This is a genomic window from Noviherbaspirillum agri (assembly GCF_054780595.1).
Genome location: NZ_BAAGWA010000002.1, coordinates 557,823 through 583,726, shown reverse-complemented (window position 1 = coordinate 583,726; position 25,904 = coordinate 557,823). Strand labels below are relative to the sequence as shown.

At 60.9% G+C, this 25,904-nt stretch carries 28 protein-coding genes; 12 read left to right on the top strand and 16 right to left on the bottom strand.

Annotated elements, in window-relative coordinates; all coding sequences use genetic code 11:
• Positions 1–38 precede the first annotated feature (38 nt).
• The 12 genes from gspG to ACYVIA_RS05355 all read left to right on the top strand — a co-directional run bounded on the left by gspG (position 39) and on the right by ACYVIA_RS05355 (position 11,473).
• Positions 39–500, top strand: a complete 462-nt coding sequence (gene gspG, locus ACYVIA_RS05410; protein ID WP_460838642.1) for a type II secretion system major pseudopilin GspG — start codon at positions 39–41, stop codon at positions 498–500.
• Positions 488–997 carry a GspH/FimT family pseudopilin gene (locus ACYVIA_RS05405; protein ID WP_460838639.1) on the top strand — a complete coding sequence of 170 codons (510 nt, stop codon included), beginning with the start codon at positions 488–490 and terminating at the stop codon, positions 995–997. The genes gspG and ACYVIA_RS05405 overlap by 13 nt, the downstream gene beginning before the upstream one ends.
• A gap of 1 nt (position 998) precedes the next feature.
• Positions 999–1,403: a type II secretion system minor pseudopilin GspI gene (gene gspI / locus ACYVIA_RS05400; RefSeq protein WP_460838637.1), complete on the top strand. Its 405-nt coding sequence runs from the start codon at positions 999–1,001 to the stop codon at positions 1,401–1,403.
• Positions 1,404–1,406: 3 nt separating this feature from the next.
• A complete protein-coding gene (locus ACYVIA_RS05395) occupies positions 1,407–2,027 on the top strand; it encodes a PulJ/GspJ family protein (RefSeq protein WP_460838634.1) in 621 nt (206 codons plus the stop codon).
• Positions 2,024–2,974: a type II secretion system minor pseudopilin GspK gene (gene gspK / locus ACYVIA_RS05390; protein WP_460838633.1), complete on the top strand. Its 951-nt coding sequence runs from the start codon at positions 2,024–2,026 to the stop codon at positions 2,972–2,974. Before ACYVIA_RS05395 ends, gspK begins: the two co-directional genes overlap by 4 nt.
• A 19-nt stretch (positions 2,975–2,993) precedes the next feature.
• Positions 2,994–4,241: a type II secretion system protein GspL gene (gene gspL, locus ACYVIA_RS05385; protein ID WP_460838631.1), complete on the top strand. Its 1,248-nt coding sequence runs from the start codon at positions 2,994–2,996 to the stop codon at positions 4,239–4,241.
• Positions 4,238–4,744 (top strand): type II secretion system protein GspM, encoded by a 507-nt coding sequence (gene gspM, locus ACYVIA_RS05380; RefSeq protein WP_460838630.1) that lies wholly within the window; start codon positions 4,238–4,240, stop codon positions 4,742–4,744. Before gspL ends, gspM begins: the two co-directional genes overlap by 4 nt.
• A gap of 28 nt (positions 4,745–4,772) precedes the next feature.
• Entirely contained in the window at positions 4,773–5,546 is a 774-nt protein-coding gene (locus tag ACYVIA_RS05375) for a type II secretion system protein N (RefSeq protein WP_460838628.1), read from the top strand.
• A complete protein-coding gene (gene gspD, locus ACYVIA_RS05370; protein WP_460838626.1) occupies positions 5,543–7,795 on the top strand; it encodes a type II secretion system secretin GspD in 2,253 nt (750 codons plus the stop codon). Before ACYVIA_RS05375 ends, gspD begins: the two co-directional genes overlap by 4 nt.
• A 2-nt stretch (positions 7,796–7,797) precedes the next feature.
• Complete coding sequence (gene gspE / locus ACYVIA_RS05365; RefSeq protein WP_460838625.1) at positions 7,798–9,234, top strand: type II secretion system ATPase GspE; 1,437 nt, start codon at positions 7,798–7,800, stop codon at positions 9,232–9,234.
• Positions 9,235–9,248: 14 nt separating this feature from the next.
• On the top strand, positions 9,249–10,469 hold the full coding sequence (gene gspF, locus ACYVIA_RS05360) for a type II secretion system inner membrane protein GspF (protein WP_460838623.1): 1,221 nt from the start codon (positions 9,249–9,251) through the stop codon (positions 10,467–10,469).
• 98 nt (positions 10,470–10,567) lie between these two features.
• Complete coding sequence (locus ACYVIA_RS05355) at positions 10,568–11,473, top strand: type II secretion system protein N (protein ID WP_460838621.1); 906 nt, start codon at positions 10,568–10,570, stop codon at positions 11,471–11,473.
• 182 nt (positions 11,474–11,655) lie between these two features.
• Here the strand turns inward: ACYVIA_RS05355 and ACYVIA_RS05350 are convergent, their stop codons facing one another.
• The 16 genes from ACYVIA_RS05350 to xerC all read right to left on the bottom strand — a co-directional run bounded on the left by ACYVIA_RS05350 (position 11,656) and on the right by xerC (position 25,886).
• Positions 11,656–11,856, bottom strand: coding sequence for a hypothetical protein (locus ACYVIA_RS05350; protein WP_460838620.1), 201 nt, complete (start codon positions 11,854–11,856; stop codon positions 11,656–11,658).
• A gap of 56 nt (positions 11,857–11,912) precedes the next feature.
• Positions 11,913–13,262, bottom strand: coding sequence for an ATP-dependent protease ATPase subunit HslU (gene hslU / locus ACYVIA_RS05345; protein WP_460838618.1), 1,350 nt, complete (start codon positions 13,260–13,262; stop codon positions 11,913–11,915).
• 24 nt (positions 13,263–13,286) lie between these two features.
• A complete protein-coding gene (gene hslV / locus ACYVIA_RS05340; RefSeq protein ID WP_460838617.1) occupies positions 13,287–13,823 on the bottom strand; it encodes an ATP-dependent protease subunit HslV in 537 nt (178 codons plus the stop codon).
• A 113-nt stretch (positions 13,824–13,936) separates the two neighbouring features.
• Complete coding sequence (locus ACYVIA_RS05335; protein WP_460838615.1) at positions 13,937–15,400, bottom strand: hypothetical protein; 1,464 nt, start codon at positions 15,398–15,400, stop codon at positions 13,937–13,939.
• A 155-nt stretch (positions 15,401–15,555) separates the two neighbouring features.
• Entirely contained in the window at positions 15,556–17,565 is a 2,010-nt protein-coding gene (locus tag ACYVIA_RS05330) for a TonB-dependent receptor (RefSeq protein WP_460838611.1), read from the bottom strand.
• 106 nt (positions 17,566–17,671) lie between these two features.
• Positions 17,672–18,022, bottom strand: a complete 351-nt coding sequence (locus ACYVIA_RS05325) for a hypothetical protein (RefSeq protein WP_460838609.1) — start codon at positions 18,020–18,022, stop codon at positions 17,672–17,674.
• A gap of 7 nt (positions 18,023–18,029) precedes the next feature.
• Entirely contained in the window at positions 18,030–18,416 is a 387-nt protein-coding gene (locus ACYVIA_RS05320) for a DUF3299 domain-containing protein (protein WP_460838607.1), read from the bottom strand.
• A gap of 194 nt (positions 18,417–18,610) precedes the next feature.
• The gene (locus tag ACYVIA_RS05315; protein WP_460838605.1) at positions 18,611–18,847 is read right to left on the bottom strand and encodes a hypothetical protein; all 237 of its coding nucleotides are present in this window, start codon (positions 18,845–18,847) and stop codon (positions 18,611–18,613) included.
• A 19-nt stretch (positions 18,848–18,866) separates the two neighbouring features.
• A complete protein-coding gene (locus tag ACYVIA_RS05310; protein ID WP_460838603.1) occupies positions 18,867–19,022 on the bottom strand; it encodes a hypothetical protein in 156 nt (51 codons plus the stop codon).
• Between the two features lie 3 nt (positions 19,023–19,025).
• Positions 19,026–20,087: an ABC transporter permease gene (locus ACYVIA_RS05305; protein WP_460838601.1), complete on the bottom strand. Its 1,062-nt coding sequence runs from the start codon at positions 20,085–20,087 to the stop codon at positions 19,026–19,028.
• Positions 20,084–20,746: an ABC transporter ATP-binding protein gene (locus tag ACYVIA_RS05300; protein ID WP_460838598.1), complete on the bottom strand. Its 663-nt coding sequence runs from the start codon at positions 20,744–20,746 to the stop codon at positions 20,084–20,086. The genes ACYVIA_RS05305 and ACYVIA_RS05300 overlap by 4 nt, the downstream gene beginning before the upstream one ends.
• A gap of 227 nt (positions 20,747–20,973) precedes the next feature.
• Positions 20,974–21,378, bottom strand: coding sequence for an RNA polymerase-binding protein DksA (gene dksA, locus ACYVIA_RS05295; protein ID WP_460838728.1), 405 nt, complete (start codon positions 21,376–21,378; stop codon positions 20,974–20,976).
• 688 nt (positions 21,379–22,066) lie between these two features.
• Complete coding sequence (locus ACYVIA_RS05290; RefSeq protein ID WP_460838595.1) at positions 22,067–23,116, bottom strand: CobW family GTP-binding protein; 1,050 nt, start codon at positions 23,114–23,116, stop codon at positions 22,067–22,069.
• A gap of 1 nt (position 23,117) precedes the next feature.
• Positions 23,118–23,615, bottom strand: coding sequence for a Fur family transcriptional regulator (locus tag ACYVIA_RS05285; protein ID WP_460838593.1), 498 nt, complete (start codon positions 23,613–23,615; stop codon positions 23,118–23,120).
• Positions 23,616–23,707: 92 nt separating this feature from the next.
• Positions 23,708–24,910, bottom strand: coding sequence for a class I SAM-dependent rRNA methyltransferase (locus tag ACYVIA_RS05280; RefSeq protein ID WP_460838591.1), 1,203 nt, complete (start codon positions 24,908–24,910; stop codon positions 23,708–23,710).
• A 43-nt stretch (positions 24,911–24,953) separates the two neighbouring features.
• Entirely contained in the window at positions 24,954–25,886 is a 933-nt protein-coding gene (gene xerC / locus ACYVIA_RS05275) for a tyrosine recombinase XerC (protein WP_460838726.1), read from the bottom strand.
• Positions 25,887–25,904: the final 18 nt, after the last annotated feature.

Genomic DNA, 25,904 nt, shown 5'->3' with positions numbered 1-25,904 from the left:
TCCCGTTTTGTTGTTACTTTTGTGACTTCCTTCTCCCTATGCGTAAAGCTTTTCCTACCTTCCGCCATTCCTTCGCGCAGGCCAAGCAGCGTGGCTTCACCCTGATCGAAATCATGGTCGTGGTCGTAATCATGGGCATCCTCGCCGCCTTGGTGGTGCCAAAACTGATGGGGCGCGCCGATGATGCGCGTATCACTGCGGCCAGGCAGGATATTGCGACGATGATGTCCGCGCTCAAGCTGTACAAGCTCGACAATCACCGTTATCCGACCACTGAACAGGGGCTGCAGGCGTTGGTGCAGAAACCGACCAGCGGTCCGGCCGCCAATGGCTGGAAATCTGGCGGGTATCTCGACAAGCTGCCGAAGGATCCGTGGGGTGGCCAGTACCAGTACCTGTCACCGGGCGTGCGCGGTGAGGTCGATGTCTTCTCCTACGGCGCCGACGGCCAGCCTGGCGGCACCGGCAACGATGCTGATATCGGCTCGTGGGATCTGTAGCCGCTGCACGCAAACGTAAAACCCTGAGCGCGCCGTCCTCGTCGGCGCGCGGCTTTACCCTGCTTGAGCTGCTGGTCGTGCTGGTGATTGCCGGCCTCCTGCTCGGGCTTGTGACATTCAATGCGATGCCCGGCGAGCGCAAGGCGCTTGAAAACGAGGCGCAACGCATTGCGCTCTTGTTGCAGCTGGCACGCGACGAAGCGATTGTGCGCAATCGACCGATTGCCTTCGAGGCGGAAGCGGATCGCTATCGCTTCCTGATTCGCGAGAATGAGCAGTGGCAGCCGCTGTCGCAGGACGACATGCTGCGCGAGCGGGAGTTTCAGCGAGCGCCCATTGCCTTGTCCATTTCACCTGCCGTTGCCGCACAGACCGACCCTTTGCGTATCGTGTTCGGCCGTGAGCCTGTTGACAAGCCGTTTGTACTAACCATGTCGAGCGGCGAGGCGAGCGTCGCCATCCGTGCCGACGGCATCGGCCATTTTGAGGTGGAATGACATGCGGCACCCGAACCGGCCTCGGCGTCCTCATCAGAGACTCCTGCGAATTGCCGGATTCACCTTGCTCGAAGTATTGGTGGCATTGGTGGTCGTGGGGACCGCGCTTGGCGCGAGCCTGCGCGCGATCGGCAGCCTGACGACCAACAGCAGCGCACTGCGCGCGTCGATGATGGCGACCTGGTCGGCGGAAAATCGCCTCGCGCAGATCCGCCTCGCGCACGAATTCCCCGCTTTCGGCAAGCGCAGCTTTGCCTGTCCGCAAGGAGAATTGCGTTTGACCTGCGAAGAGGAAGTGCTGGCAACGCCAAACCCTTTTTTCAGGCGCGTTGAAGTCAGTGTTTACGATGTCGATGACCCCGGCCGGCGCATCATCAAGCTGGCGCAGATTGTTTCGGGGACCTGAACGATGACCAATCGGCGCCACGGTTTCACCCTTGTAGAGTTGCTGGTGGCGATCAGCGTGCTGGCGATCGTTGCCGTCCTTGGCTGGCGCGGCCTCGACAGTATCATCCGGGCACGTGTCTCCTTGAATGCCGACCTGGCAGAGACGCGCGGGCTGCAGCTGGCGTTTGCGCAGATGCAGAGCGACTGCGGCCACATCGCTACAGCCAACATTGTCGGCGGTCGTCCGGTCCTGTCGACGCAGGAAGGCCGGCTTACGCTGGTGCGCCAGGTGTTCACAGAGAACCAGCCATCGCGCGTGCAGGTCATCGCATATCGCATCCGCGACGGTGTGCTGACACGGCGCGAATCCATCGCCACGCGCGATCTGAGGGAGCTGGATGCCGCATGGACGGCGGCACTGAGCGACTCAGACCAGTCCCAAGCGGTTGTGCTGCATTCAAGCGTCAGCGAGATGGCGATCCGCACATGGGTGGAGGGCGTCGGCTGGCGCACCACGGACAGTCCTGCGCCGCAGGCTGCTCCCGGCGTACGTCCTTCCGCCGAGACCGGGCTCGAAGTCGCACTGCAGCTGCGTGACAGGCCGGCGCGCCTGATCAAACTCTTCCTGCTGGGGGCGGCATGAACGCGCGTTCACTACGGCACCAGCGCGGCGTTGCAGTCATTACCGCACTGTTGCTCACAACGCTGGCCATCACGATTGTCGCCAGCCTCTTCTGGCAGCAACAGGTGCAGGTGCGCTCCATCGAGAACCAGCGGCTGCAATTGCAAAAGCAATGGATCCTGCGCGGCGCACTGGATTGGACGCGGTTGATTCTGCGCGAAGACAAAAAATTCTCCGCGACAGACCATCTTGGCGAACCGTGGGCAGTGCCGCTGGCCGAGACGCGCCTCGACCAATATGTCGAGAATGCCTCCGCGAACGGCGATGTGCCTGATGCTGCATTGTCCGGCGGGATCGTCGATGCGCAAGCGCGCTTCAACCTCAACAACATGTGCTGCGATCCGACAGGCGGGCCGAAGCCTGCCGAGGTTGCGGTCCTTGGGCGGCTTCTCCTGAACGCCCGCCAGAATCCCGCGCTGGCCCAGGCTGCCGGACAACTGATGGCTTCTGCGCAGCGCAAGCAGCCAGAGGGAAGCAACAACGCCACCACGCCGCAGCCCATGACCATTGTCCACGTGGACGACCTGCTCGCCGTGCCGGGTTTCACGCCCGAGATACTGGCGAGTATCAAGGACTTTCTGGTTGTGCTGCCGGGTTCGACGGCGATCAATGTTAATACGGCTCCGGCCGAAGTACTTGCTGCAAGAATTGATACACTGTCACTTTCCGATGCCGCAGCAATCGTTGCCGCAAGGGAAAACGCATGGTTTCGCAACCATGGCGAGTTCACGCAACGCTTGCAGGCACAGGGCAAGCTGCTGGGTTCCGGCACCGGGATGGTGGATGTCAAGACCAGCTTCTTCCTGATCAACGGCAACGTGCGCCTGAACCGCGCAGGGATGCAAATGCAGGCACTGATCGACCGTAGTGCCGGCAATCCGAAGGTCCTCTGGATCCGCGAAGACTAATAAGAAAGAACGAGACATCTTGAGCACACTGTACATCCGCCTGCCATCACACACCGCCGCCGAAGAGCTGCAACCCGGCATGCCGCTGTACTGCGAGTTTGCTTCGGTCGCGACGCGAGGCACGATCGAGCGCGAAGGCGTTGCAGCACTGTCCGAATTGTCGGAGCCCGTCAAGCGCGCACAACGCGTGGTGCTGCTGCTTGCCGCAAGCGACGTGACGCTGCTGCGTGTAAAAGTCCCGCCGATGTCTGCCGCACGTCTGAAAGCCGCGTTGCCGAACCTGGTTGAAGACCAGTTGATGAGCGATCCGGCTGATTGCGTCGTGGTGGCAGGCGAGTCGCGCGATGACTTGCGCACCGTCGGTGTAGTGGCGCGCGGCTGGCTGGAAATCCTGCACAGGACATTGCAGGCGCTCGGTGCGCGTCACGTTGCCGCCTTGCCTGCGCAGTTGTGCCTGCCGTACCAGCCGGATACCGTGAGTGCTGCGACAACCGAGCAGGGTTCGGACGTGTCCGTCGCCATTCGCTTGTCCGAGCAGGACGGCATCGGCCTGTCAATCCTGCCGGACCAGCCCGAGTCTGCCGCGTTCGAAGTGATGCAGTCGATCGGCGCGCTCGCACCGCAAGGGCGGATCGACCTCTATGTGCCGCCGACACGACTGCGAGACTATGAGGAGTCGCTGCACGTCGCGCCCGCACTGAACGAGCGCATCGCCCTGCATGCCGACAGCTGGCAGCGCTGGATCGAAGGGGCGGATCGTGTCACGCTCGACCTCATGAGCGGAATCGGTGCAGCAGGTCCGAAATTCGACTGGCGCCCGTGGCGCTGGCCGCTGATTCTTGCTGCAGCAGTGGCGGCGGTCCATATCATTGCACTGAATGTCGATTGGCTTCGGCTCAAGCGGGAAGCGGAGGCGCTACGCAACGGCATGGTGCAAAGCTACCGTGCGGCGTTTCCGAAAGAGACCGTGATCGTCGATCCTCTCGCACAGTTGCGCCAGAAAATGGCGGCAGCCCGTCGCGATTCAGGCCAGCTTGCGCCCGACGATTTCCTGGCGCTTTCGGCGGCGTTCTCCGAAGCGTGGGCTGCAAGCGGACAGGGCTCCGCGCCGGTCGCTTCCCTGGAATACCGGGATCGCGCTCTGACCGTCAAGCTCAAGCCGGGCAGCAACGCTTCCGTGGAGCGGCTCGAAAGTGCGCTGGCGACACGTAACTTATCCATTTCACAGCCAAGCGCCGGCGTATGGCAAATCAGGAGCGCCAAGTGAACGCAAACGCATTGAAGCAATCCGTGGCTGCATTCTGGAGCGAGCGCAACAAGCGCGAACAAAACATGCTGCTCGCCGCGGCGGTCGTCATCGTATTGGGCCTGCTGTATGTGCTGTTGATCGACCCGGCGCTTAGCGGCCGCGAGAGTTTGCAAAAGCAATTGCCGGCATTGCGCCAGCAGGCCGCGCAGGTACAGGCAATGGCAAAGGAGGCAGCCGCCCTCGGCAGCAAGACGGCTTCCCCGCCGGCGCCGATGACGCGCGAAACCATCGAGTCGTCGCTGACACGCCGCGGGCTGAAATCGCAAAGTCTTTCCGTGACCGGGGACCAGGCCCGCGTTCAACTAAGCGGCGTGTCGTTTGCGGATACGGTCCAGTGGCTTGATGAAATGAACAAGACGGCGCGGATATCGGTGGTCGAGGCGACGATCAATGCGCAGGAGCAAGCCGGCATGGTGAACGCGACCTTGGCGCTGCGCCAGCAGGGAAGCGAACAGCGATGATGCGCGTTGCCATCGGGTGGAGGGCGAAGTGCGGCGCGTGATCCTGTGGGGTCTGGCGGCAGTCGTCAGCGTGGCGCTGACGGTGTTGGCATTTTGTCCTGCGGCCTGGATGGCTGCCGTGGTCGAATCGCAGACCGGCGGCCGCCTGACCCTGGGCGATGCGCAGGGAACCTTGTGGAACGGTTCCGCGTTCATCGGCGGTGCGCCCAGTGGTGCCGATCCGGTAACGCCACTGTTGCCGGGCCGGTTCGAGTGGCAACTGTCGCCGCTGGTGCTTCTGGGCCAAGTCGACGCCACGGTGAAGAATGACCAAGCACTGTCGCAGCCGGTCACGATTACCGGCAGCTGGTATCAGTGGCAGGTGAGCGGTGCCGCCGTGTCGTTGCCGGCGGAGCGGCTCGCGGGCCTGGGCGCTCCACTGAACACGATACAGCCCTCGGGGCAGATGCAGCTGTCCTGGACGCCCCTTCAGATAGTGCGGGAAGGCAACAACGTGGCGATTAACGGAACGGCAACATTGCAAATGGACGACATTGCATCGCGTCTGTCACCGATCAAACCCTTGGGGGCTTACCAATTGATAATGGACTGGCGTGGCCAACAGGCACAAGTTGCGTTGACCACGCTCAAGGGGCCGATGCTGTTGAGTGGTAAAGGGAGGCTCGCTAACGGACGATTGCAGTTTTCCGGGAAGGCAGAAGCAGAAGCAGGGCAGGAAGAACGGCTGGCAAATCTGTTGAATTTGCTGGGACAACGCCGAAGAGAAGGCGACAAAGATGTTATCGCGCTAGAGTTCAAATGAAAAAAAACCAATCAGCAGAAACATTCCAGGACCAGGCCGGATGGCGCCGCTGGGGAGCAACCGCTTTATTGCTGTGTGCAATGACGACAGGGATGCCACCTGCCTATGCACAGGATCCTTCGTCCGACCAGGCAACGCTCAATTTCGTCGGCGCCGACATCGAGTCGGTGATCAAGGCGGTCGGGCATTACACGCGCACTACCTTCATCATCGACCCGCGCGTCAAAGGCACGATCAATCTCGTGTCCGAAAAGCCGGTCAACAAGGCGCAGGCGCTGCAGATGCTCGGTTCCTCGCTGCGGTTGCAAGGTTATGCGATGGTCAAGGCCGACGGCTTCACCAAGGTTGTGCCGGAGGCCGATGCCAAATTGCAGGCAGGCCCGACAAAAGCCTCCGAAGTGCGCGGCGACCAGATCGCGACCCAGATCTTCCGCCTCAATTACGAGTCGGCGAACAACCTGGTGCAGGTGCTGCGCCCGCTCATTTCACCGAACAACACCATCAACGTCAATCCCGGCAATAACAGTCTTGTCATCACCGACTACGCCGACAACCTCAAGCGCATCGGCCGGATCATCGCCGCGCTCGATGCACCGGCGGCCGGCGACATGGATGTGATCCCAATCCGGCATGCAGTTGCGAGCGATATTGCCGTGATGGTGAACCGGCTGATGGAGCAGGGCGGCGGCGCACCGGTTGCCGGCGGAGACTCCGGCCGGGTGACGATGATTGCCGACCCGCGCACCAATTCTGTCATCCTGCGCGCACCATCAATGGCGCGGGCCAATCTTGCAAAATCGCTGGTAGCGAAGCTTGACCAGCCGACTGCCCAGCCAGGCAATGTACACGTCGTGTATTTGCGCAACGCCGATGCGATGCGGCTCGCGCAGACCTTGCGCGCTGTGATTGCATCCGACAGCACTGGCCAGGGTGCGGGAGCCAATATCCAACAGGCGGCAAGTCCCCAGCCAATGACGACGTCTGCGGGACAGCAGGGGCAACAGTTCGGCAATGGACAGCCGCTCACCGCAACGCCTGCCCCCGCCGCGCTACCCTCCGGCGGCCCGGCCGGGTTTATCCAGGCCGACCCGGCAACCAATGCGCTGATCATTACGGCGAGCGAGTCGGTCTATCGCAACTTGCGCACCGTGATCGATCAACTTGATGCACGGCGTGCCCAGGTGTATGTGGAATCGCTGATCGTGGAAGTGAGCGCGGACCGCGCAGCGGAATTCGGCATTCAATGGGCGGGCCTGTCGGGAAGTGATACGAGCAAGTACCGCATCGGCGGTGCAACCGGCTTCACCACGCCGGGTGGCGGCAACAATCTGATCAGCCAGGCGATTGCATCGAGGACGCCAAATGGCAACTTGCTGCCACCGGGAAATGGCCTGAACCTCGGAATATTTCGGCAGGTCGACGGCCACTTGACGCTCGGGGCGCTGGCACGCGCGCTGGAATCCGAAGGAAACGCCAACATCCTGTCGGCGCCTAATCTGATCACGCTCGACAACGAGGAAGCGCGCATCATCGTCGGCCAGAACGTGCCTTTTGTCACCGGCCAGTTCACGACGGCGTCGTCGGGCGGTTCTGCAGGCGTGAATCCCTTCCAGACGATCGAGCGCAAGGACGTCGGCCTGTCGCTGCGTGTGCGCCCGCAGGTCTCGGAAGGCGGCACGGTGAAGATGGCGATTTACCAGGAAACCTCGAATGTGCAGCCGACGACCAATGCGTCGGACATCATTACGAATAAACGCTCGATCGAGACGAACGTTTTGGTAGACGATGGTCAAATCATCGTACTGGGCGGCTTGATCGAGGACAGAACGACGGATGGTGAAGAAAAGGTTCCGCTGCTGGGCGACATCCCGGTGGTCGGCAACCTGTTCAAGTACCGTAACCGTAGCGGCAACAAGACCAATCTCATGGTATTCCTGCGCCCGACCGTCATCCGCACGGCTGAACAGAGCGTCAATGTGGTGAATGACCGCTATGACTACATCCGCGGCATCCAGATGAATGCTCGGCCGGAACATGTGCCGATGCTGCCGGATATGGATTCCCCGTTGCTCCCGGCGCTGCAGGATGGCCGCCCGATTGAGGGACCGTTATTGCTGGATGCTCGTCCAACTGGCGGCGGCGTTGCCCAACCCATTCCGCCCGTGATGGTGCCGACACCTACACCGGTTCCCACGCCGGTGCCCGTCGTGCCGCCCGCCCCCGCGCCGGAAACGAACCAGAGTAGATAGCAATGAGTACCACCATGACCGACGCCCTGTTGCCGTACACCTTCGCCCGAGACCACACAGTGCTGGCGCGGCGCAGCGAGGCGATCAACAATGCCGTCGAGGTATGGGTGTCGGAAGCCACAGCCCCGTCGGCGATTGCCGAAGTCAGTCGCCGCTTCGGACGAGTGAAGCTGAAGTCGCTGCCGCGCGAAGACCTCGAAGCCGCCATCGCCAAGGCCTATGCCGGCTCCGGCGGCGATGCGGCCCAAGTCGTCGGCGAAGTCGAGTCCGATCTTGATCTGGCGAAGCTGATGCTCGATATGCCGGCCATCGAGGACCTGCTCGAGTCTGCGGACGATGCGCCGGTCATTCGCATGATCAATGCACTGCTGACACAAGCGGTGCGCGAAGAGGCATCGGATGTTCATATCGAACCGTTCGAGCAGGTGTCGGTTGTGCGCTTTCGCATCGACGGCGCCCTGCGCGACATCGTGCGACCGAAAAAGGCGATCCATGCTTCGCTGATCTCGCGGATCAAGATCATGGCGCAACTGGATATCGCAGAGAAACGCCTGCCGCAGGACGGACGCATTGCGTTGCGCATCGGCGGCAAGCCGGTCGATGTCCGTGTTTCCACATTGCCGACGGGTCATGGCGAGCGCGCCGTGCTGCGTCTGCTCGACAAGGAAGGCGGCCGGATGGACCTGAACCATCTCGGCATGGCACCCGATACGCAGAAGCAATTTGCCGAACTGATCAGCCAGCCGCACGGCATCGTACTGGTCACTGGGCCAACCGGTTCCGGTAAGACCACGACGCTTTACGCAGCGCTGACACAGCTGAACGCGCCGGACACCAACATCCTGACGGTTGAAGACCCGATCGAATACGAGCTGCAGGGTGTCGGTCAGACGCAGGTCAACCCGCGCATCGACATGACCTTTGCAAAGGCATTGCGGGCGATTCTGCGGCAAGACCCGGACGTCATCATGATCGGCGAGATCCGCGACCTGGAAACCGCGCAGATTGCGGTACAGGCCTCGCTCACCGGCCACCTCGTGCTGGCAACACTGCATACCAATGATTCTGCTGCGGCAATCACGCGCTTGCTGGACATGGGCATCGAACCCTTCCTGCTGTCTTCATCTCTGCTTGGCGTTGTCGCGCAGCGGCTCGTGCGCAAGCTGTGCCCGGTGTGCAAGCAGAACGACGGGCAGCAATGGCATGCGGTCGGCTGCGACAAATGCGGGCAGACCGGTTATCAGGGACGCGTCGGTATTTACGAGCTGCTCAAGACCACGCCTGAAATCAATGCCCAGATCCATGATCGTGCATCGGAAGCAGAAATCCGCGCGGTCGCCCAGCGCAACGGCATGCGAACCATGCGTGAAGATGGTGAGCGCTGGATCGCGGAAGGCATCACGACGCCGGCCGAGCTGTTGCGGGTTGCGAAAGAGTGAGGACAGGGTAAGCGATGCCGGCTTTTCGTTATGAAGCAGTTGACGCTGTCGGCGCCACCAAGAAGGGTGTCGTCAACGCGGACAGCGCACGTGCTGCGCGCTCGGACCTGCGCGCGCAAGGCCTCGTGCCTATCGTGGTCGATGCGATCAGCGCACAGGTCGATGAACTCGGCCAGGCAAAACGGCACGCCTTCGGCGACAAATTGTCGACCACGGAACTGGCCTTGTTCACGCGTCAGCTCGCAAGCCTGCTCGAGGCAAGCCTGCCTTTGGAACAGGCGTTTACCGCATTGCTGGAGCAGGCAGAACGGCCTTATGTGCGCGACCTCGTCGCATCGATCCGCTCCGAGCTGATGGGCGGCTCGTCCTTGTCGGATGCGCTTGCGCGCCATCCGCGCGACTTTGCCGACATCTACCGTGCACTGGTTGCGTCAGGCGAGCAGATCGGTCAGTTGTCGCGCGTCCTGTCGCGGCTGGCGGACTATATCGAGCGCCGCAACGCACTGGTACAAAAGGTTCGCCTTGCGTTCACCTATCCGGCGATCGTCACGGTCGTTGCGTTTGCCATCGTGATTTTCCTGCTGGCCTACGTCGTCCCGCAGATCGTGTCGGTGTTTGCAAACACCAAGCAGAAGCTGCCGTTACTGACAGTCATCATGCTCGCGATCTCCGACTTCGTTCGCAGTTATGGCTGGATCGTCTTCCTGGCGCTGGTTGCTGCCTTCCTGGCATGGCGCACCGCACTGAAAAACCCGGACATCAAGTACCGCTGGCATCGCTGGCTGTTGACGGCACCGTTGTACGGCAAATTCGAGCGCAGCCTGAATACCGCGCGCTTTGCCAGCACGCTGGCAATTACGACAGGATCCGGCGTGCCGATCCTGCGCGCGCTGCAGACAAGCCGGGACACGCTATCGAATGTCGCCATGCGCGAGCAGGTCGAAGATGCAACCGCCAGCGTGCGCGAGGGTGTCAGCTTGGCGCGTGCCTTGTCGGCCCATAAGCATTTTCCGCCGATGCTCATCCACATGATCCGCGCCGGCGAAGTGACGGGTGAGTTGCCCGCGATGCTGGAACGTGCATCGAATGCGCAGGAGCAGGATCTGGAACGGCGCGCGATGACGATTGCCGGCTTGCTGGAACCGGCGCTGATTCTGGTCATGGGAGTCGTGGTGTTGCTGATCGTGCTTGCCGTCCTGATGCCGATCATCGAAATCAACCAGCTGGTGCGGTAAGAAATGGAGACGGTAATGACGGGCAGGTTTCGTTTTACCGCTGTCGATTCAATTCGCGTGATGCGCTGCGATGCATGGTGCACCACTGCTAGGGAGAAATGCAGAACATGAAGCGCTTGCCGTTGGTTGCGAGTTTCGTGCTGTTCATTGCGCTGTGCGCCTCCGTGGCGTACTGGGCAATGCAGTTGTTTAAGCCACCGCTGCGCCCTGTCGCTGCGCCACCTCAGGCAGCACAGGCCGAGATACGGCCGGACGCCGCAGCCAGCTTGTTTGGCGGAAGTGCACAGAAGGCGGCCGTCGCCAGCAACTATCAATTGAAAGGAATTATCTTTTCTGGCAGCCCGCGTAACAGCGTTGCAATCCTGAGTGCCGATGGCAAGCCGGCGCAAGCGGTGCGGGTCGATATGGAAGTGGCTCCCGGCGTGATCGTCAAGGAGGTGCACCCGGAATATGTGCTGTTGTCGGACAATGGCGCCACCAAGCGCGTGGAATTGCCCGAGAACGCGAAAGGGCAGGTCGAATTGGCGAACCTGGCACCTGTTCCTGTACAGCCAACCGCAATGCCGCCCGGCACAACCACTCCGCAGCCGAGTCAACAAATTCCTTCGCGTGCCCAGGCCGCTGCGACCGCGCCACCAGGTGGTGTCGCACCTGGCGTGACGGCGCCGGCAACCGCAGTGCCGGGACAACCGCCTTTACCCGCTACGCCGCCGACATCCTCGTCGAGTGGATCTCCAATACCATCCGGCGTCGTACCTTCCGTTCAACTTCCGCCTACCGCGCCGCCGACGGTCGTTGTCAGCCCGCCACCAAGCGCACCGCAGACGTCATCGACCACGGCACCGCCGGCTGGTGCCGCCAACGCTGGCGCGGCACGCACTGCTCCACCGGCGACTTCTATTGCGCCGGCTACTCCTGCCCCTGCACCGATGGCTCCTGCTGCGCCCCCCGGCATACCGCCACGGCCATCGTCTCCGGATACGGCGCCATTGATAAGCCGCTAGGGTCTTCAGGACGTCGAAAGCGTTCTACTGCTTACAGGGCACGTAGTTTGAACCACGCAAAAAAGTGGAAAAAGGAGCGGAAAGCTTGCTGTCTCCCTGCGAGAGCGTGTGAGAACGCCTTGGCGAGACAGGCGAGAAGGGGGCTGCAGTGTACGGTCCAACGATGACACCGCCCGCAACCACTACTTGTCCTCGGATTCGCCGAGCACCTTCTTGAGTAGCCGCTCTTGCAGCTGACGCTCTGTCGAAGCGGTTTTGCGATGGGAGCCAGCCGCGCGCTGTTTGGCGGCAAGCGCGATGGGATTGCGCGCTTTCAGCGGTTTCTGCGACGGCTCGACACGGATGGTCATTTTCTGCCGTTTGGCGAGGGCCTTGTTTGCCATGACAATCGATCCGGCGCGCAGCCTCGTGCGAGGTGCGCGCCATTCAGGTTGCAGCGTTACAGCACGTAACGGGAGAGGTCTTCGTTGACGGCCAGTGCGCCGAGTTTGTCGTCAACGTAGGCCGCGTCGATCGCAATCGTCCGGCCTGACACTTCGCTTGCAGTGAACGATACTTCCTCCAGCAGCTTTTCCATCACCGTATACAGGCGGCGTGCGCCAATGTTTTCGGTCTTCTCATTCACCGAGAATGCGATTTCGGCCATGCGCTGGATGCCTTCCTTGGTGAACTCGACCTTCACCCCTTCGGTCGCGAGCAGCGCTTCGTACTGGCGTGTCAGGCAGGCGTCGGTGCTGGTCAGGATGCGCTCGAAATCGGCGATCGACAACGACTCGAGTTCGACTCGGATCGGAAAGCGCCCCTGCAATTCAGGGATCAAATCGGACGGCTTGGCCAAGTGGAAGGCGCCGGACGCGATGAACAGGATGTGGTCGGTCTTGATCATGCCGTACTTGGTATTGACCGTCGTACCTTCCACCAGCGGCAGCAGGTCGCGTTGCACGCCGGCGCGCGACACATCGGCGCCGCCGGTTTCGGACCGGCTCGCGATCTTGTCGATCTCGTCGAGGAATACGATGCCGTTCTGTTCGACATTCGCGATCGCCTTCTGCTTGAGTTCGTCGTCGTTGACCAGCTTGGCGGCTTCTTCCTCGACCAGCAGCTTCATCGCTTCCTTGATCTTCATCTTGCGCTTCTTCTTGCGCGCTGCCCCGAGTCCCGAGAACATCGACTTGATCTGCTCGGTCATTTCTTCCATGCCGGGCGGCGCCATGATTTCCATGTGCGGGCCGGTCTCGGCGACTTCGATCTCGACTTCCCGGTCGTCCAGCGCGCCCTCGCGCAGGCGCTTGCGGAAAGTCTGGCGTGTTGCATTGCCGGCTTGCGCGTCGCTTTCGGAGGTGGCGTTAGGTGTCGCGCTGAAGCCGAAATCCCGGGCCGGCGGCAGCAGGATATCGAGCACGCGGTCTTCCGCTGCGTCCTCGGCGCGGGCGCGCACCTTGCGCATTTCGGATTCGCGCGTCTGCTTGATGCCGATATCGATCAGGTCGCGGATGATGGTATCCACGTCACGGCCGACATAGCCCACCTCGGTGAACTTGGTCGCTTCGATCTTGATGAACGGCGCATCGGCCAGCTTGGCGAGGCGGCGCGCGATCTCGGTTTTGCCGACACCGGTCGGGCCGATCATCAGGATGTTCTTTGGCGTGATCTCATGGCGCAGCGGTTCTGCGACCTGCTGGCGGCGCCAGCGGTTGCGCAGTGCAATGGCGACGGCGCGCTTGGCGCGGCCTTGGCCGACCACATGCTTGTCCAGTTCGGAAACGATCTCTTGAGGGGTCATGTTCATGATGATGTGCGCGAAGCGATCGCGTTAGTCCAGGGTTTCGATGGTGTGCGACAGGTTGGTGTAGATGCAGAGCTCGCCGGCGATGGTGAGCGCCTTCTTCACGATCTCGACCGGAGGCAGGTCCGTGTTTTCCTGCAAGGCTTTTGCTGCGGACTGGGCATAGACGCCGCCGGAGCCGATCGCGCCAATTCCCGATTCCGGCTCCAGCACGTCGCCGTTGCCGGTGATGATCAGCGTCGCTTCACGGTCTGCAACCAGCAGCATCGCTTCCAGGCGGCGCAGGATGCGGTCGGTTCGCCAGTCCTTCGCCAGCTCCACTGAGGCGCGCATCAGGTTGCCCTGATGCTTTTCCAGCTTGGCCTCGAAACGTTCGATCAGGGTGAATGCATCGGCTGTGCCGCCGGCAAATCCTGCCAGCACCTTGCCTTGATACAGCTTGCGCACCTTGCGCGCGCTGCCTTTCATGACAACGTTGCCCAAGGTCACCTGGCCGTCACCGCCCAAGGCAACGACATTGCCGCGGCGTACTGACAGGATGGTTGTACCGTGAAATTGTTCCATGCTGGCCTCTGAAGTGAAAACATTCAATCCAGATAGGGGCAGGCCGCGGGATTACAAGTAGTGTAGACGGCAGATTTCGATCTGCCGGCAAGGAAGTGAAGCGAGAGAAAGCGTCAGGTCTTGCGCGGATGAATGGCCAGGATATCCGCAAGGCCCATCATGATGAAGAGTTCCGCGACCAGATGGTTGACCTGATGGAATTCGATCTGCTTGCCGCTGACGCAGAACGGCGTCAGTCCGGACAACAACCGGCCGGCAGCATTGAAGTCGACACGGACCAGTTGCGAGCAATCCACGATCGCAGGAGTATGTTCGTCGGAATAGGCTGCGATGGCGACAATCAGGTCGTCGATGCGTCCTTCGATCTTGACCGGCATCATGAACGCTTCCTGCGGCTCGTTCTGGACCGGCGCCTCGGCGGCTGCGGTCGTCACCTTGTTTTTCGGCGCAACGAATGCTGGCGGCGACACTTCGAAGGTCACGCAGTAATCGATGCTGGTTTCCTCGAACTCTTTCTCGCGATTCAGCAGGCGCAGGATTTCCAGCAGCAGCAGCCAAGCGTCTTCCGTGTCGTCACGGCGGCCGACTTCCAGGATCGCGCGGATCTTGTCCGCCAGTTCCGGTGCGCCGACGAGGATCAGGTCGTGGCCGGATTTCTGCAGTTTCTTCAGTTCGGTGTGCAACAGGCTGCAACCGGCGGGGTGAACTTCGGTCACTTTGGCGAATTCAAGCCGCAGCGTGCGATAGCTCTCGGCGAGCTTTTGCATGCGCTCGACCAGCTTCTGGCTGCTGGCATCGAGCTTGCCGGTGAAGGGCACCATCGGCGTTGTCGATGGTTTTGCCTGCGCGCTTTGCGCTGCACTCTGCTCGGACTCGCGCCATGCCGGTGGCGAGCTTTCGAACTTGCTGGCGTAGGCGACCGCAAGATTTTCGAAGGCCTGCCGCTTCTCGCCAATCTGGTACAGGTCGAACAGCATCCACCATGCGCGGGAGGTGACGAGGCCAAGGTTGTCTTCCGCAACTGCTGCCGCGAGCATCGCCTCTGCCACTTCCGTCTGGCCGTTGGCGTACATGACTGCCGCTTCTTCAATGACGGCTGCCGCTTCGGAGGCGGGGAGCGCCATGTCGTTGATGGTGCTCTGGCCACCCAGCAGGAATTCGGTGGTGTTGCCCATTTCCGGTGCCAGCGTCTGCGGCTCCTGGGGGGCTGGCGCTGGTTGAGCGGGTTTTGCGGCCTCGGCACGGGGTTTTGCAGAGGCGGTTGACGATGTGGGGGGCGCAGCGGGACGCGCCTTGGGTGCCGCTGCAGGCACGGTATTCGCGCGTAATCCGTTATTGCCAGGTTGTGTCGTCACGGTGAATTCGGACGACATTTCAGATTCGATGGCATCGATCTTCATTGCCGTCGCACGCGCGGCCTGTGCATCACGCTTCGCGGGCTGGGGACGGACGCTGCTCTTGCTCGATTCCTGTCGTGACGTACTACTCGACGTGCTCGACGGGCGTTTTGCACGAGAAGCGTCCTTGTCGACCGTATCTTCCTGCGGCTTTTTGCCGAAAAGCGAAAAAATCCCCACGTTGCCCCTGACTTGAGTATTGCCATCCCCCTTTGCCGATGGTCTGGCGGAAGGGAAAAAATCTAGTCCCTTAAAGGTAACACGATTCACGTGCAGACTTGTCATTACAACGGCACAGGAAGTGTTTGTCAAACCTTGTCGATTCGTTATCTTCCTCAGAAAGTTGTCCGTACGCCAAGCACGAAATTCCTGCCAGGCTGCGGTGCCACACTGCGCAGAACGGAGGTTGAGAGACGTACGTCTTCATCGAGCAGGTTCTTCACGAGCGCAAACCAGGTCCATTGCGTATCGCTGCTGCGTGTCGTGAAAGAGACATGTGCATCGATGAGCGTGTATGCCGGCGTCGCAAAAGTTTCGAAACTGGCAAGCCGATCCTGGCGCCGCGCATGGACGGCAGAGAGGCCGCTGCGCCATCCACCTTGCCGATAGCCCGCTTCAACGCCGAAACGCGTTGCCGGCTGCAGGGGCAGGTTGCTGCCATCCTCGAGCGTGCCGCGGGAGGTGTCGGCAAACGTCCGGAGCGATAAACCTTCACCGCGCAGGTTGTAACTTGCTTCCGCCTCTGCGCCGCGGATCTTTGCTCTCGCCTGAGACCAGAAGCGCCGGATGAATTCGCCGGCCGGATCATCGTTGCCAGCCTCGTCGACAGCACTGCCGTCGGCACGTCCATAAACGAAGTGGCGCACGCGGTTTTCGAACAGGTTCGCTTTCCAGCGCAGTTTTCCGGCGGTTTTCTGCAGTGTCAGTTCGATGTTGCGAGAGGTTTCCTTTTTCAGCGTCGGGTCGCCGATGTCGAACGTCGCGGTCGCTTCGTGCGGGCCATTGGCATACAACTCTTCAATGGCCGGCGCCCGTTGTGCGGACGAGAACGTCGCGCCCAAGCCGTAGCCGGGTACAAAAGACCACAAACCGCCGACCGAATAGGAATTCAGGCTGAAATCCCGGTTGGGCAAGCTGTCATCGTCCGGACGGCGGCGGACCGACTCGGTGCGCACGCCTGCACTGGCGCGTATCGGGCCGAAATCGCGCTGCTCTACCAGGAAGGCCGCCGCCGACGAGGACTTCGTGACCGGCACTGCATCAGGCCTTCCAGTTTCCGCGGAAAGGGCGGAGAACCTGCTGTGCTCGGTTTGCACGCCGAATGTACCCTCCCAGTCGGCGATCGACTGGTGGGTAATTTCCGCGCGTGTCTCCAGCGCTTTGTTCTTGAACCTCATCGCGGGCGTGCCGTCTGCCTCGTTCTCCGTATGGCGGTAATCCGTATTGCCGAGCCTGAAACGGAACGATTCGACTCCTGAGAATGGCCGCTTGACGAGACCATCCACATCGGCCCGTACCTGCGACTGCTCGATGAAGGCTTGCTCTTCTGTCGGGATGCCATACCGGTTGTCCATATTGCCTACCGAGGCGCCGATATGTCCCCAGTCGGCAATATGCGCTGCGCCAAAGCCGAGATTGCGCGCCCGTGCGAACGATGATGGCAGCCGGCCGGAGGCCGAATCCGGGTCATGCCGCGTCGCGTAACCGGGAATCTTGTAGTTGTCGGCGTTGCGCGCATTACCGTCAACATGCAGGGCGAGACCGCCGGCGTTGCCGTCGGCGGAGAAAGCCAGGCTTCGCTCCCTGTCCGCGGTGCCGAGACGAAGTTCTGTCTCTCCCGTTGCGTGCGGTACGACTGACGTCGGGATACGCTCATTGACGATGTTGATCAATCCTCCGATGGCGCCCGAACCGTACAGCAGTGAGGCTGGCCCGCGCAGTACCTCGATCTGGCGCGCGGTTGCAGCCTCGGTTGCGACCGCGTGGTCGTTGGAAAGTGCGGAGAGGTCGGACACGGCCATGCCGTCCTGCAGAATTTTGACGCGCGGTCCTTCCAGACCGCGGATGACAGGGCGCGAAGCGCCAGCGCCAAAGCTGGACGCCGATACGCCCAGCTCATGCGACAGCGTCTCGCCCAGTGACGAGCCAAGTTTGTTGCGCAGCTCTTCGCCAGCGAGAACCTTGGCCGGGGTCAGGATCTGCATCGTTTCTTCGCTGTTGAAGGGAGTCGCCGTGACGACCACGGCAGGAAGGGTCTTTTCCTCGGTTTGGGCGTGGACGGCAATTGAGGTTGATGCGAGCGCACACAGTACGGCGCTCGTCATGAATGGATTGTGATTGGCCATGACGATTCCTGAATAAAAGAGAATGCGGTGCAAGCCTCGTCGCGATTGCGACAGGATTTGCACGATGTGTTTAACCGGCGCAATGCCGGGCAAGCAATGGAATGCGTCAGGCGCGTGGTGGAGCGCGCGGGCAGAACGGACGGGACGGTGGCGCGTCCCAGGAGGAAAATGCCGCCCATAAGGCGAGGACTTCAGTGCTGGCAAGCAGCGGTGCGATAAAGTGCGGAAGAGTGATGGCATCGGCTACCGCTGCCGCGTCGAATGCGACGCAGGAGTGGCGCGATTCGGTGTCGCCTAAACCTTCGGCCTCCACCGGGCCGATATATACATGCTCCTGCTGCCAGGTTGCGTGGTCGATCCTGTGAGCAAAGCCGGACCATTGCGCGAACAGCAACGCCATCGCCAGCAGCATGGCGATGAAAGATCGATATCGTGCGATGTGGCGCGCAGCAGGCATCAAGAACTCATTTTGCCGATACAGGAACGGCATCTGTCAGGCGGTAGTACAGTCCCATCGGATCATCTCTCAGAATGCTCATCTTGCCGCTGACCACGACCGGCTCGAATGTGTACTTGACCGGTGCTTTAGACTTGACCTCGACCACACCTTCCGGCCCAGCAGGAAGGCAGAAGTTGCAGCTCTGCGGCATGAGCGACAGCAGGAAGTGCTTCTGCTTCTCGCCCGGCTCCAGCGGCATCATAAAGCCTTGCACCTTGACCTCCTTGCCATTCAAGGCGCTGATCTCCTTGGAGAACTCCGGAAGTATGCGGTCCTTGGTCTTGATCTGCTTGACGTTCGCCAGCGTGTCCCACGAGACGACTCCCTTGATTTCAGGCAGTGTTTGCATCATTGGCGGAGGGGAATTCGGTGGTGGAACATGCTCACTAGGTGCAACCTGTGCGGGCGGAGCCTTTGGTGCAGAAAAAGCCAGCGCAGGTGCAGCTAGCAGGGCGAAAAGCAGGGGGCGCAGAAAGGCGGGCATGAGCTTTTTGTGAAGGGGCTTGAACAATTGATGCATTGAGCGTTGTGCCGGGAGCGATGTGGTCAGTGCTTGTGCTTCATGCCGCAGAGTTTGCCAATCGCCAGCCCTTTGCATGTCTTTGCCAATTCGGCATGGCAGGCTTCTTCGCCCCGGCCGGAGGCGAGGCACTCGGCGGCGGCCTGGTGCGCAACGGCGATTGTCTTGTGCTGGTCGATAATGGCCTTCAGATGTTCCTGGTCTTCCTTGGCCTGGGCGGTGACGGCTGCCGCCGCGAGCAGGATACTGATCAAGAATTTCATGCGGTTTTCCTTGTTGTAATCAATGCGCAAGCGTGGCTGCAATGTCGGTGCGATAGGCCCGCAGCGCCGGCAGTAGCGCCGCCGCAAAGCCGACGCCGACCGCGACGGCGGCAAGCCATGCTTCTTCAGGCACGACCACAAAACCGGAAAGTGCGAGGTTCTGGTCGCTTGCCAATAGTCAACCAAGGAGCTCGAGTGCCGCATGCCCGGTTAACCAGCCGATCGCTGCTCCAGTCAGCGAGAGCAACATGCCTTCGACCAGCAACAGCCGCAACAACTTTGCCGGCGGGGCGCCGAGTGCGCGCAGGATGGCAAGATCCGTCTTGCGTTCCTCCAGCGCGTTGTAGAGTGCAGCGAACATCGACAGGGCTGCCGATAGCAGCATGATGCCGGCAATGCCGCGCAGGACGTCGACGCCAACACCGAGCATGCGGAACAGCTTGGCGGATTCAAAAGCAGGCTGCGCCGCCTGCAGTTCGCCCTGGCTGTTGATGGCGCGCGGCAGCATCACAGCAGCCAGTGGCGACGCATATTGCGCCAGCAGTGCGGTCAGCTCGCGTTCTTCATCCATCGCCGCCTTTTCTTCCTCGTCATCGACATCGATCCCATGGGCAATTTCGTGTACCCGCCACACGGATTCGACCGAAGTCAGCACGAGGCGGTCAAGCACGGTGCCTGTCGGCTTCAGAATCCCGACCACTGTAAAGGGCGCATCCCCGTGCCTGTCGCCACCGCCACGTGTGAGTCCATGCGAACCGGTAAATGAGGCATCGATCCGGGCACCTGTCTTTTTCGCTGCTTCTGCGCCAAACACGGCCTGCAACGGCGCATCGAACATTCTTCCCTGTGCAAGCGTGCCGCCGTAATGCGCAATGTAGTCCGGTGTCGTGCCGACGATACGAAAACCGCTGTAGCTGTCACCCAGGGCCAGTGGGATGACCTTCTTGACCATGCGGTTCTGGGCAATCTGTGCCTGCGCCGCCAGCGGGATATTCCCGGTCGGGATATCGATGTGATAGACGGAAGACAGGATCAGCTGCAGTGGCGAGCCCTTCGCACCCACCACAAGGTCAATCCCGCGCGCATCGCGCAGCGCCTTGTCTTCAATCTGCCGGGAGGCGGACAGGACGAAAGTCATCATGGCGATACCGACGCCCATCAATAGCAGGTTGATGGAGGTGGACAGGGGCTTGTGCAGCAGCGATCTGAGCGCAAGGGTGAAGGCGTTCATTCGCGTCATGCCAGCTCCTTCGCTGGGGCACTCAGGCGCAGGAGTTTCGCAGCCGGAAGCGCTGCCATAACACGTGCATCGTGAGTTGCGATGACAAGCGATGCCCCGCTTGCCGACGCTTGGGATGCAAGCAGGTTGATTGCAGCGGCGCACGCAGAGTCGTCGAGGTTCGCAGTCGGTTCGTCGGCCAGCAGCAGCATCGGATGATTGGACAGGGCGCGTGCAATGGCAACGCGCTGCTGCTGACCTTGGCTGAGTTGATGCGGCTTTCTACCGGCCTCATCGGACAGTCCCAGTGCTTCAAGCAGTGCATCGGCACGTGCAACATCAGCGTGTCCCCCGTTGGCATAGGCTGACAACAGCAGGTTTTCGCGAACCGACAGGCTTGGCACCAGTGCCAGTCGTTGCGGCAGGAAGCCGACGGTCTTGCCGCGCCACGCATCTGCCGCACGTGCGGACAGGGACGCGACATCGGTGCCGGCGACAATCAATGTCCCTTGCTGTGGCGTGAGGATCCCGGCAAGAAGGTGCAGCAGCGTGGACTTGCCGCAGCCTGACGGGCCGAGAATGATCGCGTGTTGCCCCTTGGCGAGCGAAAACGCCTGTACCGACAGCTGCGGTGAGGTCGCAGAAGGATAGCGGTAGCGGAGGTCGGATATTTGCAACATGGTTGCATTATAGCGTGGCGGCTGCGTCGCCATCCCACTCGAATGCAAGTCATGGCGACGGAACCGATGACCGGGAGGTCAGTCAAGCGGGGAGGAATGACCGGCTCGGATAACTGAGCGAGCACAGCCGAGAGGGAAAAAACCGGACACACAAAAGCAAACAAGCGCAGGGTGCAGGCACCGTGCGCTTGTAGATTGGGCCAAGGCCCGTCCGGATTGTGTCGACCTTAGTCGCCGTACAGCTTCTGCTTGAGCTCGCGGCGTTGCTGCGCTTCCAAAGATAGCGTCGCTGTCGGACGTGCCAGGAGGCGCGGGATGCCGATCGGCTCGCCGGTTTCTTCGCACCAGCCGTACTCGCCGGCGTCGATGCTGGCGATCGCTTGCTGCACCTTCTTCAGCAGCTTGCGCTCGCGGTCACGGGTACGCAGCTCGAGCGCATGCTCTTCCTCGATCGTGGCGCGGTCGGCGGGGTCCGGCACCAGCACGGTTTCGCGCAAATGCTCGGTAGTTTCGTCAGCATTCTTCAACAGATCGCGTTCAAGTTGCTGCAAGCGCGCTTTGAAGAAGGCCAATTGAGCCTCGTTCATGTAATCCTTGTCGCTCATCTTGAGAATCTGCTCTTCAGTCAACAAGGTTCCGTCAGCCGGGACGGCGGGGGTCGATTTGGTTGTTTTGGTAGCCACTTCGCTTACTTTCGAAACTTCGGGTTTTTTCATTTTATCTGTTAATCCGTTGCTTGCCTTGTCACTGCTCAGTGAAGTACGGGATATCTCCTTTGAACTTTGACTTGGGGCGGAATTAACAGACGTCTGCTTCGGATCGTTTCCTGCCTTGCTTGTTTTCGAGTCAGCCTTGCTCACTGTGACGACGCGGGACGCTTCAGACGCTGCCTTATTTCCGGTTCCTGTCCTAGTCGTCGTTTTCGTGGTTTTGGCCGCGGAGTTTACACTACTTTTTACCGTCGTTTTGGAGACTTTGGCAATCGGTTTTGCTGCGCTGGCGGCGGTCTTGGAAACGGGTTTGATCGCGCTGCCGACACTCTTCGCCAGCTTGCTCGCCACGGTTTTAAGAATCGATTTCTTGGCCGGTTGGCTGGCGGCTTTCACCTTTGTCGCCGCGGCGGTTTTCGCCGGTACCTTGGTGCTATTCCTGGCCGCTGTGCTCTTGGTGGCGGATCTTGTAACGGTTGCGTTCACGGTGCGTCTCCATTATTTGAACTGCCCGATCACACCAGCTTCAATCGGGCGCCGCGTGGATGTCACCACGCTTTCTGCCAAACGACTACCTCCGCTGCTTGAACTCCAGTAAAACCGGAATAGTTTATACCAAACACTGTTCCAATCCGCGAATAAAAATGTCTTTCGGAAGATTCTTTCCGATAAACACTATTTTGCTTTCGCGTGCTTCGCCTTCGGGCCATTTCGCCCCGATATCAGTGCCCATTGTCTGGTGCACCCCTTGAAAAACGACCTTGCGGTCGGCACCCTGCATCCACAGCACGCCTTTGTAGCGCAGCATGCGCGGGCCGAATGCCTGCACCAGACCGCCGAGGAATTCGTCCAGTTTTGCCGTGTCGAACGGGCGGTCGCTTTTAAACACGAAAGCGGCGATGTCGTCCGAATGGTGCGCTGCATGATGGTTGTGATGTGCGTGGCCGTGCTCGCCGTGATTGCAGTGCGTGCCGCACTCGTGATGCTCGTGCGCGTGCTCTTCTTCCGCGAGAAAGTCGGGGTCGATCTCCAGCTTGTCGTTCAGGTTGAAGCCGCGCAGGTCGAGCACTGCGCTGATCGGGACCTGGCCGAAATCCACCTTGCCGATCGGAGCGCGCGGATTGATGCGCTTGAGCCGCGCCGTTAGCGCCTCGGTATCTTCGCTGCCTGCCAGATCAGTCTTCGATAACAACAGCCTGTCGGCGAAGCCCACTTGCCGCTGCGCCTCTTCGTGTTCGTCCAGCTGCTGCATGCCGTGCTTTGCGTCGACCACGGTGATTACCGCATCGAGCATGTAATGGGTCGCAACTTCGTCGTCCATGAAAAAGGTTTGTGCGACCGGGCCGGGATTGGCCAGTCCGGTGGTTTCGATGACCACATGATCGAACTGCAGTTCGCCCGCATCCCGTTTCTGCGCAAGTGCGCCGAGCGCGAGGATGAGGTCGCCCCGTACCGTGCAGCAGATGCAGCCATTGTTCATCTCGACGATCTGCTCGTTGCTGTCCTGAACCAGGATTTCGTTGTCAATGTTCTCCTGGCCGAATTCGTTTTCGATCACCGCAATCTTGTGGCCATGCGGCTCGCGGAGGATGCGGTTGAGAAGGGTTGTTTTACCGGCGCCGAGAAAGCCGGTCAGTATGGTTGCGGGTACAAGCTTCATATCAATGTGCGCAGTCGGCGCACCATCCTTTGATCGTGAATTCGATGTCGTGGCTCTGGAAACCTTTTCCCAGGCTTTCCTGCAATGCTTCCTGCAGCATGCCGGCGTCGCCGATGCTGTCCAGGCAAAACATCTTGGAGCAGCGCGTACACTTGAAGTGGCCGTGCTGGTGGTGCGGAATGTCGCCGTGGTCCGTGCCGGCGCTGTAGCGGAACACGCGGTCGTCGCCGGCAATCTTGTGCGCAAGGCCTGCGTCGGTCAGGCAATCAAGCGCCCGGTACAGCGTCACGCGGTCCATGTCTGCGAAAGTGTCCTGTACGTCCTGGTGCGTAATCGCACGCCGGGCGCTCAGCAGTGCAGCCAGCACCTTCACGCGTGCGGCCGTGATACGTACCGACGCACCGCGCAGTTGCGCCTCTGCGAGAACCATGGCCGAAGGGGCGGATGGCTGGCGTGGTGCCTGTGGTTTTGCAGCAGCCGGTTTGGCTTTGATGCTCATTGATCTAGTGCAACGAAAAACGTGAGGGGAAAATTATGACGCAATTCTGTCAACAACCCGCGGGAGTTGCTCGTCGTGCAACGAAAAAGCCATCAAGGCTTGTGCAGCATCAAGCCTTTCAGATACTCGCCTTCCGGGAAATTTGTCGTCATCGGATGGTCGACCCCAGCCGACAGGCGCCGCAGGATGCGGGCATCCACCTTCGCATCATTGGCTGCGCCGGCGACGATCTTCTGGAACAGGTCGGCACTGATCGCTCCCGAGCAGGAATAGGTGAACAGCAGCCCGCCCTCACGCAGCAACTGGAAGCCGAGCAGGTTGATGTCCTTGTAGGCACGTGCGGCGCGCTCTACCTGGCCGGGCGAGGAAGCGAACTTCGGCGGATCGAGGACGATCAGGTCAAACGATTTGCCCTGTTCACGCAGGCTGCGCAAGGTCTTGAATACGTCGGCATCCCACCATTCCGCGCGCGCGGCATCGAACCCGTTGAGCGCCATGTTGCGCTGGCCGACGGCGAGCGCCTCGCCGGAAGAGTCGATCGAAATCACGCTCTTTGCACTGCCCTTGAGTGCCGCGAGCGAGAAACCACCGGTATAGCAGAAGCAATTCAGCACATCGCGTCCGGCCGCATGATCCATCACCAGCTTGCGGTTGTCGCGCTGGTCGATGTAAAAGCCGGTCTTGTGGCCGCTCCTGATGTCCACCGCGTAGCGGACGCCGTTTTCAGTCACTAATGTTTCATCGGCGGGCTCCTTGCCGGCGAGCGTGCCGGTTACCACGGGCAGGCCTTCCCGTTCGCGCACCGACGCATCGGAGCGTTCATAGACATTCGGACAGCCGGACTCGGCGATCAGCGCCTGTACGATCGGTACCTTCCATGCTTCGACTCCGGCCGACTGGAACTGGCAGACCAGATGCCCTTCCTTGCCGCCGTACCAGTCCACCACCAGACCGGGGAAACCATCCGCCTCGCCGAAAATGACGCGAATCGCATCGGTGTCGCGCACGGCTGTGGCGCGGTAGGCGAAGGCCTTCTTGATACGGCGCTTGATCAGTGCATGGTCGATCGGCTCGTTCTCGTTGAAGCTCCAGACGCGGGCACGGATTTGCGATGCCGGGCTGAATGCGGCACGCGCCAGAAACTGTCCGGTGGACGATTGCACCAGCGCAGTGGCGCCTGGCTTGTTCTTTTCTTCCGGCTTGCCGTCGATGCGGTCGATGGCCGTCGGGAAGATCCAGGGGTGACGGCGCAGCAGGCTTTTTTCCTTGCCGGGCTTGAGGGTAATGGTGAGCATTTGTAAATCTGATGGTGAACGATGGATGCGCTGGGAGCAGCGCTTACTTTTCAACTTTCTTGGCGCGCGGATGCGCGGCGTCATACACCTGCGCCAGCCGCTGGAAATCCAGCGAGGTGTAGACCTGTGTCGCAGCAATCGATGCATGTCCGAGCATCTCCTGTACCGCGCGCAGGTCGCCTGACGACTGCAGCACATGCGACGCAAAGGAATGCCGCAGCACATGCGGATGCACATTGGCCGGAATGCCGAGCGCCTGTGCGTGGGCCTTCAGGCGTAGCTGCAGCACGCGCGGCGACATGCGGGTGCCGCGCTCGGTCAGGAACAGCGGGTGTGGATCCGCCTTGACCAGCGTGTTGCGCACCGCGAGCCATGCAGCGATCGCCTGCATTGCCGGCTGGCCTACCGGGACCCTGCGCTGCTTGCTGCCCTTGCCGGTGACCGTGACTTCGCATTCATCAAAGTCGATCCAGCCCGCAGATTCGTGGCCGCCTTCCTTCGTGAAGCGTACGTCGAGCGCCGCCAGTTCGGATACCCGCAGGCCGCTGGAGTAGAGCAGTTCGAACATGGCACGGTTGCATAGCTGACTGGCCGAGTTGGCGCCCTTGTCAGGCCGCGATTCTGCTACCACGCGTACCGCATCGTCGGCGGATAGTGCTTTCGGCAGCGGCTTGTTGCGCTTGGGGGCTTTCACGCCGTCGACCGGGTTAGCTGCCAGTGTGTCGTTTTCCGACAGCCAGTCGAAAAAGCCGCGCCAAGCCGACAACTTGCGTGCGATAGAACGGGCATTCAGCCCGTCTGCATGCAGCTGCGCGGCGAACTTGCGGATATGGAAATGGCTGACGGCATTAAGTGCCGGACTGCCGGGCAGCCGTTCAACCAGCGCTGCCATTTCGATCAAATCGCGGCGGTAGTTGCTGACGGTGTGCGGAGACAGCTTGCGCTGCTTTTCCAGGCAATCAAGGTAACCGGCAATGCGGTCCTGATGATTGCC

What these genes read in the sequence shown, in the direction of transcription:
- ACYVIA_RS05305 (WP_460838601.1), bottom strand. Translation starts at nt 20,087, where the DNA reads ATGACGCGAATGAACGCCTTCACCCTTGCGCTCAGATCGCTGCTGCAC.
- hslU (WP_460838618.1), bottom strand. Translation starts at nt 13,262, where the DNA reads ATGAACATGACCCCTCAAGAGATCGTTTCCGAACTGGACAAGCATGTG.
- ACYVIA_RS05330 (WP_460838611.1), bottom strand. Translation starts at nt 17,565, where the DNA reads ATGGCCAATCACAATCCATTCATGACGAGCGCCGTACTGTGTGCGCTC.
- gspK (WP_460838633.1), top strand. Translation starts at nt 2,024, where the DNA reads ATGAACGCGCGTTCACTACGGCACCAGCGCGGCGTTGCAGTCATTACC.
- ACYVIA_RS05325 (WP_460838609.1), bottom strand. Translation starts at nt 18,022, where the DNA reads ATGCCTGCTGCGCGCCACATCGCACGATATCGATCTTTCATCGCCATG.
- ACYVIA_RS05280 (WP_460838591.1), bottom strand. Translation starts at nt 24,910, where the DNA reads ATGCTCACCATTACCCTCAAGCCCGGCAAGGAAAAAAGCCTGCTGCGC.
- ACYVIA_RS05315 (WP_460838605.1), bottom strand. Translation starts at nt 18,847, where the DNA reads ATGAAATTCTTGATCAGTATCCTGCTCGCGGCGGCAGCCGTCACCGCC.
- hslV (WP_460838617.1), bottom strand. Translation starts at nt 13,823, where the DNA reads ATGGAACAATTTCACGGTACAACCATCCTGTCAGTACGCCGCGGCAAT.
- gspF (WP_460838623.1), top strand. Translation starts at nt 9,249, where the DNA reads ATGCCGGCTTTTCGTTATGAAGCAGTTGACGCTGTCGGCGCCACCAAG.
- ACYVIA_RS05290 (WP_460838595.1), bottom strand. Translation starts at nt 23,116, where the DNA reads ATGAAGCTTGTACCCGCAACCATACTGACCGGCTTTCTCGGCGCCGGT.
- gspI (WP_460838637.1), top strand. Translation starts at nt 999, where the DNA reads ATGCGGCACCCGAACCGGCCTCGGCGTCCTCATCAGAGACTCCTGCGA.
- ACYVIA_RS05355 (WP_460838621.1), top strand. Translation starts at nt 10,568, where the DNA reads ATGCAGAACATGAAGCGCTTGCCGTTGGTTGCGAGTTTCGTGCTGTTC.
- ACYVIA_RS05320 (WP_460838607.1), bottom strand. Translation starts at nt 18,416, where the DNA reads ATGATGCAAACACTGCCTGAAATCAAGGGAGTCGTCTCGTGGGACACG.
- gspD (WP_460838626.1), top strand. Translation starts at nt 5,543, where the DNA reads ATGAAAAAAAACCAATCAGCAGAAACATTCCAGGACCAGGCCGGATGG.
- ACYVIA_RS05285 (WP_460838593.1), bottom strand. Translation starts at nt 23,615, where the DNA reads ATGAGCATCAAAGCCAAACCGGCTGCTGCAAAACCACAGGCACCACGC.
- gspE (WP_460838625.1), top strand. Translation starts at nt 7,798, where the DNA reads ATGAGTACCACCATGACCGACGCCCTGTTGCCGTACACCTTCGCCCGA.
- ACYVIA_RS05395 (WP_460838634.1), top strand. Translation starts at nt 1,407, where the DNA reads ATGACCAATCGGCGCCACGGTTTCACCCTTGTAGAGTTGCTGGTGGCG.
- gspG (WP_460838642.1), top strand. Translation starts at nt 39, where the DNA reads ATGCGTAAAGCTTTTCCTACCTTCCGCCATTCCTTCGCGCAGGCCAAG.
- ACYVIA_RS05300 (WP_460838598.1), bottom strand. Translation starts at nt 20,746, where the DNA reads ATGTTGCAAATATCCGACCTCCGCTACCGCTATCCTTCTGCGACCTCA.
- ACYVIA_RS05350 (WP_460838620.1), bottom strand. Translation starts at nt 11,856, where the DNA reads ATGGCAAACAAGGCCCTCGCCAAACGGCAGAAAATGACCATCCGTGTC.